The following is a 6,800-nucleotide window of genomic DNA, read 5'->3' as shown; positions in this document are numbered from 1 at the left end:
CCGCCTGACGTTGCACCGTCGGGCGGGTGTCCCGGAAGACCCCCTCACGCTAACAGCCTTCCAACAGACAAGGGGTTTCTCAGACATCGGACGCCTCATCCGGCCTGACCGCCGCACGCGGCTTAGAGCTCTGAGAGACCCCTCACCCGACCCTGCTCCGCAGGGCCACCCTCTCCCGCAAGGGGAGAGGGAGCGGGTTTGCGATATCATACGCCAATCCCGTCCACAGACCCCCAACCGTAAAATCCCCGCGAAAGCGGGGACCCAGGCTTTTTCTGAAACCCAAGGCGCTCGACGACAAAACACCTGGGTCCCCGCTTTCGCGGGGATTTGACGGAGGGAGGGGCGACCCGGATCGAGATCCCCGCCCGGCGTGTTGCTCTCCAGACCCCCGTCCGGAGACCTCCGCCATGCTCGCCTCGTTCCTGATCGGCCTCGCGGCCGGCGCCCGCGCCCTGACCCCGTTCGCCGCCGTCAGCGACGCGGCCGCCAAGGGCGCTCTGCCGGCCGACAACGGCGCGCCGAAGTGGCTGGGCCATCCGCTGGTCAGCGCCGGAACCAAGGCCCTGGCGGCCGCCGAGCTCTGGGGTGACAAGCTCCACTCGGCCCCCGACCGCATCGTCCCGGCCGGCCTGCTGGCCCGAGTGGTCACCGCCGGCATAGCCGGCGCGGCCCTGGCCCCCCCGCAACCGCGCCCTCGCCGGCTGCCTCCTCGGCGCCACCGCCGCCATCGTCGCCGCCTACGTCACCTTCGACCTGCGCATGGCGGCGCTGAAGCGGTGGGGCCAGACGCCGACGGGTCTGGTCGAGGACGCGCTGACGGTGGCGGCGGCCAGGGCGGTGGTGAGTGGGGCGCGCCACTCTAGCATAACTGGCAAATGGCGAGGGTTGAGTCTTGATTATTCAATCTTGGGGTGATTTTCCTTGCTGCATTCAAGGAGGGGGAAATGAGAATGCTCGGCAAGATAGCGATGTGGATCGTCAGTTTCGGTGCGCTCGCAGTCGGTATTTTGGTTGCCTTTGGCGCGTTCCTTTCGCCAATTTTCTGGGTGTCTGTCGTCTCCGCGTTGGTCTTCGCGGCCTTCGCAAATCCCGTTGCGAGCTCCAAACTTGGTTCTCTTAAGACGGGAGTTAGGCGTGGCGTTGCATTGTTCCTGTGTGTCGTGGTGGGGGCAATTGGCCTGCAGCAGGGCTTTGTAGATGTTGGCCGTCGAGACAAGGCCAAGCGGGACGCTGCCGAACGTGCCGCGAGAGAGCGAGATGGGGACCTCGCGGCAGTCACGTTTCTGGCGGAGGGCAGCGGCGTGCTCGTAAAAACGGATGGCGTGTCGTCCGAGCAAATCGAACAACAAAAATTGGAAGTTATAGAAAAGGTCCGGACAATTTCGCGTCTTGGGGTCAATCGAGCTGTTTTCTGCGAAATCGCCCTGATGGAAATGGGCTTGCGGATCCAAGACAACGATCCGGATAACTTTCAGCCTAATATGTTTGGGTATGAGCACCCTTATACCGGCGTAACCTTCGGTAGAGCTGTATATAATCTGCCGGACCCTAAAGCGACGGCTAGGGGGTATGTATTGTATAGGGCGTCTGCGGCGCGTGCCTATGCCTTGGAGGGGAAGTCCAAGGACATCGAGTATCAGAAAAATATTTATTCCGAGATTTCAAAAGCAAAGCGATCCGCCGTAATGGCGGATCGCCGTCTTCTTTCCGATCATCCGGAAATTTCCGAGGAATTTCTATCGGACATTACGTCTGCAAATCTAAAGGCGGATAGTGAACTGAGCGAGGCGGGCGGAGGGGCAGGTGCCGTTCTTGTCCAGCTCGGATCAGGGGACGCCAAATGCTTCAGTGACGTAGATATCCAGCTCAATGAGGTGCATGGGCAAATCTAGTGCGGAGGTCTTACTCCGCCCCCGCCTCCACCGGCTGATCATAAGCCGCCATCATCGCCATGTTCAGGATCTTCGACACCGAAGCGCCGAGCGGGCAGATCTGGACAGACTTGCTCAGCCCCAGCAGCACCGGCCCGATCACCGTCGCGCCGCCCAGCGACTGGACGAGCTTGGTCGAGATCGAGGCGGCGTGGATGGCCGGCATGATCAGGATGTTGGCGCTGTCGGTCAGGCGCATGAACGGGTAGGCGAGGCGCTTTTCGGGGTCGAGGGCGAGTTCGGGGGGCATTTCGCCCTCGTATTCGAAGTCGACGCCCATCTCGTCGAGCGCGGCGACGGCCTCGCGCACCTTGTCGGAGCGCTCGCCCATCGGGTTGCCGAAGGTCGAGTAGCTCATGAAGGCCACGCGCGGCTTGAAGCCGAGGTTGGAGACGGCGCGGGCCGCCTCGCAGGCGATCTCTACCAGCTCGTCGGCGTCGGGCAGCTCGGTGACGTTGGTGTCGGCCACGAAGATGGTGCGGCCCTTGGCCAGCACGACCGACATGCCCATGATCCGGCCGCCGGGCGCGGGGTCGACGACGCGCAGCACCTCGTCCAGGGCCTGGTCGAAGCTGCGGGTGACGCCGGTGACCATGCCGTCGGCCTCGCCCATGCTGACCATCGAGGCGGCGAAGCTGTTGCGGTCCTGGTTGATCAGGCGCTGGACGTCGCGCTTGAGGAAGCCCTGGCGCTGGAGGCGGGCGTAGAGGGCGTCGACATAGTCCGGGTTGCGGTCGGACAGGCGCGCGTTGTGGATCTCCAGGCCCGAGGTCTCGGGATCCAGGCCCACCAGGCGCATGTTCTCGTGCACCAGGTTTTCGCGGCCGCAGAGGATGGCCTTGCCATAGCCGCCGGCCTGGAAGGCGTAGGCGGCGCGGATGACGCTGGGCTCTTCACCTTCGGCGAAGACGATGCGCTTGGGCCGGGCCATGACCGAGCCGGCGATCTTCTGCAGGAAGCCGGCGGTGGGGTCGAGGCGCTGGGCCAGGCTCTGGCGATAGCCGTCCATGTCGGCGATCGGCTTGCGGGCCACGCCTGTGTCCATGGCCGCCTGGGCCACGAACGGCGGCACGTACCAGATCAGGCGCGGGTCGAAGGCCGAGGGGATGATGTAGTCGGGGCCGAACTTCAGCTGGCGGCCGTGATAGGCGGCGGCGACTTCGTCCGGCACATCCTCGCGGGCCAGCATGGCCAGGGCCTGAGCGCAGGCGATCTTCATCTCGTGATTGACGCGGCGGGCCCGCACGTCGAGGGCGCCGCGGAAGATGTAGGGGAAGCCCAGGACGTTGTTGACCTGGTTGGGATAGTCGCTGCGGCCGGTGCCCATGATCGCGTCCTTGCGCACGCGGTGGACTTCTTCCGGCGTGATCTCGGGGTCCGGATTGGCCATGGCGAAGATCACCGGATTGGGCGCCATGCTGGCGATCATCTCAGGCGTGAAGGCCCCCTTGGCCGAGAGACCGAGCAGCACGTCGGCGCCGGCCACGGCTTCTTCCAGGGTGCGCTTGTCGGTGTCGACCGCGTGGGCGCTCTTCCACTGGTTCATGCCCTCGGTGCGGCCGCGATAGAGCACGCCCTTGCTGTCGCAGGCGATGACGTTTTCGGGGCGCACGCCCATGGCCTTGATCAGGTCCATCGAGGCGATGCCGGCCGCGCCGGGGCCGTTCAGCACCACCTTGATGTCGGCCAGGTTCTTGCCGGTGATGTGGCAGGCGTTGATCAGGCCGGCGGCGCAGATGATGGCGGTGCCGTGCTGGTCGTCGTGGAACACCGGGATGTCGAGCAGCTCCTGCAGCTCGGTCTCGATGCGGAAGCACTCGGGGCTCTTGATGTCTTCCAGATTGATGCCGCCGAAGGTGACGCCGATGTTCTTGACGACGGTGATGATCTCGTCGGCGTCCTTGGTGGAGACCTCGATGTCGATGCTGTCGACGTCGGCGAAGCGCTTGAAGAGCACGCTCTTGCCCTCCATCACCGGCTTGGAGGCCAGGGCCCCCAGGTCGCCCAGGCCCAGGATCGCCGTGCCGTTGGAGATCACCGCCACCAGGTTGCCCTTGGAGGTGTACTCGTAGGCCATGTCGGGGTCGGCGGCGATCGCGTGCACCGGCACGGCCACGCCGGGCGAATAGGCCAGGCTGAGGTCGCGCTGGGTGGCCATCGGCTTGGTGGGGGTCACCGCCAGCTTTCCCGGCTGGGGATAGCGGTGGAAGGCCAGGGCCTCCGCGTCGGTGAAGGTCTTGCGTTCCGCGTCGCTCATGGCGGCGTTTCCTGTCCTGCGTAGCCAGTTGAAATGGACCCGCCGAACGATGCGACGCGCCCTTATGCACGGACCAGCCTAGCGACGGCGTCCCGGCGCGACAACCGCGCAATCATCGATGGTATCGCTACAAACGCTTGTTGGGATTGGGTTTGCGGCATGTGGGACACTGCCCTCGCGTAAGGCGGTGAAGGGGGCGCCGGATAAATCCGTTGACCGGGCGAAGGGGCTGGGCGACGAGGCGCGGGCTCGTTTCGTGGAGAGAAAGCCCATGTCCGCCCCCCCCGTCAGGATCGCTGTCGCCGGAGCCCTGGGCCGCATGGGCAAGGCCGTGGCCGCCACGCTGGAGGGGCGCGCCGACGCGGTGACCGTCGCCCGCTTCGACCGTCCGGGCGTCGAGGGCGAGGGCCTGGTGGCGCTGGAGAGCGCTTTGGCCCAGGCCCAGGCGATCATCGACTTCACCATCCCCGAGGCCTCGGTGGCCCTGGCCGAGACGGTGGCGGCCGCCGGCGGCGGGATCGCCCTGGTGATCGGCTCGACCGGCTTCACCCCCGAGCAGGACGCGCGGCTTGAAAAAGCCGCCCAGACCGTCGCCATCGTGCGCTCGGGCAACTACTCGCTGGGCGTCAACATGCTGATGGGCCTGGTGCGCCAGGCCGCCGCCGCCCTGCCGGCCGCCGACTGGGACATCGAGGTCTTCGAGGCCCACCACAAGCGCAAGATCGACGCCCCGTCGGGCACCGCCCTGATGCTGGGCCAGGCCGCCGCGGAAGGCCGCGGCGTCGTTCTTTCCGAGGTCGAGGACCGCGCCCGCGACGGCGTCACCGGCGCGCGCACGGAAGGGAACATCGGCTTCTCCGTCGTGCGCGGCGGCGGCATCATCGGCGAGCACAGCGTGATCTTCGCCGGCGAGAGCGAAAGCCTGACCATCGCCCACTCGGCCATCGACCGCGGCCTGTTCGCCCGCGGCGCGGTGGCGGCGGCGGTCTGGGTGCAGGGCAAGCCGCCGGGCGTCTACGACATGCAGCAGGTGCTGGGGTTCAAGGCGATCTAGCCGCCTGCATGGTCTCCCGTCGTTCCGGCCCTGGAACCGGGGACCTCCACCGCTACGGACAACGCGCGCCCAAGCGGACGGGTTTGGCGTCGGCTGTGGGTGGGAAGCGGCCTAAGGATCCCCCTCTCTCTTAGAGAGAGGGAGGAGGGGCCCGCCGCGCAGCGGTGGGAGGGTGAGTGGTTTCGCCGTTCACAGGAAAATCCCAATTCCTCTGACTGAGAATGCAGCAAGGCCGTGTCCACGCTTTGGCAATGGACAGGACCGCCTACGCCCGCCGCCTTCGCCAGCAACAGACCCTGGCGGAAAGGGCGCTCTGGCCCCTCATCCGCAACCGCCGCCTCGCGGGCTTCAAGTTCATGCGGCAGATTCCGATCGACCGCTATTTCGCGGACTTCGTCTGCGAGGCGGGCAAGCTGATCGTGGAACTGGACGGAGCCGCTCATGACGGCCGCGAAGACGACGACGATCATCGCACCTACACGTTGGAGCGGCTTGGATACGTGGTCCTGAGATTCCACAACGAGCGGATCCTGGCCGATCCCGGCGGCGTAGCCGACGATATCCTGGCGGCGCTCCGATCGGCTAGGCCGTAACCACTCACCCTCCCACCGCTGCGCGGCGGGCCCCTCCCTCTCTCTAAGAGAGAGGGGATCGGTTTGCCTCGGACACTCAAATCGCTGTCGCGAGTAAGCGTCTGTTTCGGTCAGCACCCGCCCTTGCTGCGGGAAACCCTCCGCCAGCACCAGGTGCGGCCGTTCCAACTTCTGTTCGCGATCCATCGCGGACGCTGGAACGGCTCGGCGCCTGGCGGCGGCGAGGGCGCCCTTCAGTCTAAGCCCTGGCCAACTAAGTCCTGGCCAGGGCGCTGGCCGCCTTGCCGTCGTACTGGCCGCCGAAGTTGGTCTTCAGGTGGGCCATGATCGCGCCGACGTTGGCGTCGGGGTTTTGGGTGCGGAAGTCGTCGATGGCCTCTCGCAGCTCCGTTTCCGTCATCTGCTTGGGGCCATAGGAGGACAGGATCGCCAGTTCGGTTTCGGCCGCCTTGATCCGCTCGTCCACCCTCGACACATCGCCGGCCGCTTCGATCAGGCGCGCCCGTTCGGCCGCGAGATTTTCCAGCGTCAGCTTCGTGTTCTTCAGGAACTTCGCGACGGTGGCGACGACCTTTTCGTCGGTGACTTCCGTCACGCCGCGCTTGAATTCCTCGGTCGTGATCTGCGTGGCTTCGCCGATCAGCGTGGTGAGCAGGTCGGCCTTCAGGCGGTCGCTCACCTTGCGCGCCGCGAGTTGGTCAGCTTTGAGCGCGTCGAGCAAAACCATGTCGTCGTCCTTTCAATTCACTCTATTCGGTAGTGCCGCAGCCACTCATAGCGGCCTCTCGATGCGTTCGCTAATGGGCGAGTGTCGATAGCGGCTCCAGGGCGGGAATGACGGGAGGAAGGGGATAGGCCGAGCGAAGGCCGCGCGTCCCTCTCCCCATTTCAATACCGTCGGTTTCCAGACTTTTCCGCAACGGGGGCCTCACAAACGCCACGGCTTGCGGCATGGTGCGGCC

At 65.7% G+C, this 6,800-nt stretch carries 6 protein-coding genes; 4 read left to right on the top strand and 2 right to left on the bottom strand.

Annotation, left to right across the window (positions count from 1 at the left end):
• The first annotated feature begins 410 nt into the window (after positions 1–410).
• Together AC07N1_RS23175 and AC07N1_RS23170 are read left to right on the top strand one after the other, a co-directional pair.
• Positions 411–866 (top strand): hypothetical protein, encoded by a 456-nt coding sequence (locus AC07N1_RS23175; RefSeq protein WP_494673934.1) that lies wholly within the window; start codon positions 411–413, stop codon positions 864–866.
• 81 nt (positions 867–947) lie between these two features.
• Positions 948–1,895, top strand: coding sequence for a hypothetical protein (locus AC07N1_RS23170; protein WP_494673933.1), 948 nt, complete (start codon positions 948–950; stop codon positions 1,893–1,895).
• Between the two features lie 10 nt (positions 1,896–1,905).
• Here AC07N1_RS23170 and AC07N1_RS23165 read toward each other — a convergent pair whose 3' ends face one another.
• A complete protein-coding gene (locus AC07N1_RS23165) occupies positions 1,906–4,191 on the bottom strand; it encodes an NADP-dependent malic enzyme (RefSeq protein WP_494673932.1) in 2,286 nt (761 codons plus the stop codon).
• Between the two features lie 271 nt (positions 4,192–4,462).
• Here AC07N1_RS23165 and dapB point away from each other — a divergent pair, with 271 nt between their 5' ends.
• Positions 4,463–5,245, top strand: coding sequence for a 4-hydroxy-tetrahydrodipicolinate reductase (dapB, locus tag AC07N1_RS23160; protein WP_494673931.1), 783 nt, complete (start codon positions 4,463–4,465; stop codon positions 5,243–5,245).
• Between the two features lie 251 nt (positions 5,246–5,496).
• The gene (locus AC07N1_RS23155) at positions 5,497–5,838 is read left to right on the top strand and encodes an endonuclease domain-containing protein (protein WP_494673930.1); all 342 of its coding nucleotides are present in this window, start codon (positions 5,497–5,499) and stop codon (positions 5,836–5,838) included.
• A gap of 253 nt (positions 5,839–6,091) precedes the next feature.
• Here AC07N1_RS23155 and AC07N1_RS23150 read toward each other — a convergent pair whose 3' ends face one another.
• Entirely contained in the window at positions 6,092–6,565 is a 474-nt protein-coding gene (locus AC07N1_RS23150) for a GatB/YqeY domain-containing protein (RefSeq protein WP_494673929.1), read from the bottom strand.
• Between the last annotated feature and the right edge of the window lie 235 nt (positions 6,566–6,800).

The sequence above is a fragment of the Caulobacter sp. GW821-FHT09B11 genome (assembly GCF_059418205.1).
This window is presented reverse-complemented; position numbering and strand designations above follow the sequence as displayed.

Excerpts from the sequence above, each read along its gene's own strand:
- dapB (WP_494673931.1), top strand. The coding sequence starts at position 4,463 with ATGTCCGCCCCCCCCGTCAGGATCGCTGTCGCCGGAGCCCTGGGCCGC.
- AC07N1_RS23165 (WP_494673932.1), bottom strand. The coding sequence starts at position 4,191 with ATGAGCGACGCGGAACGCAAGACCTTCACCGACGCGGAGGCCCTGGCC.
- AC07N1_RS23170 (WP_494673933.1), top strand. The coding sequence starts at position 948 with ATGAGAATGCTCGGCAAGATAGCGATGTGGATCGTCAGTTTCGGTGCG.
- AC07N1_RS23150 (WP_494673929.1), bottom strand. The coding sequence starts at position 6,565 with ATGGTTTTGCTCGACGCGCTCAAAGCTGACCAACTCGCGGCGCGCAAG.
- AC07N1_RS23155 (WP_494673930.1), top strand. The coding sequence starts at position 5,497 with ATGGACAGGACCGCCTACGCCCGCCGCCTTCGCCAGCAACAGACCCTG.
- AC07N1_RS23175 (WP_494673934.1), top strand. The coding sequence starts at position 411 with ATGCTCGCCTCGTTCCTGATCGGCCTCGCGGCCGGCGCCCGCGCCCTG.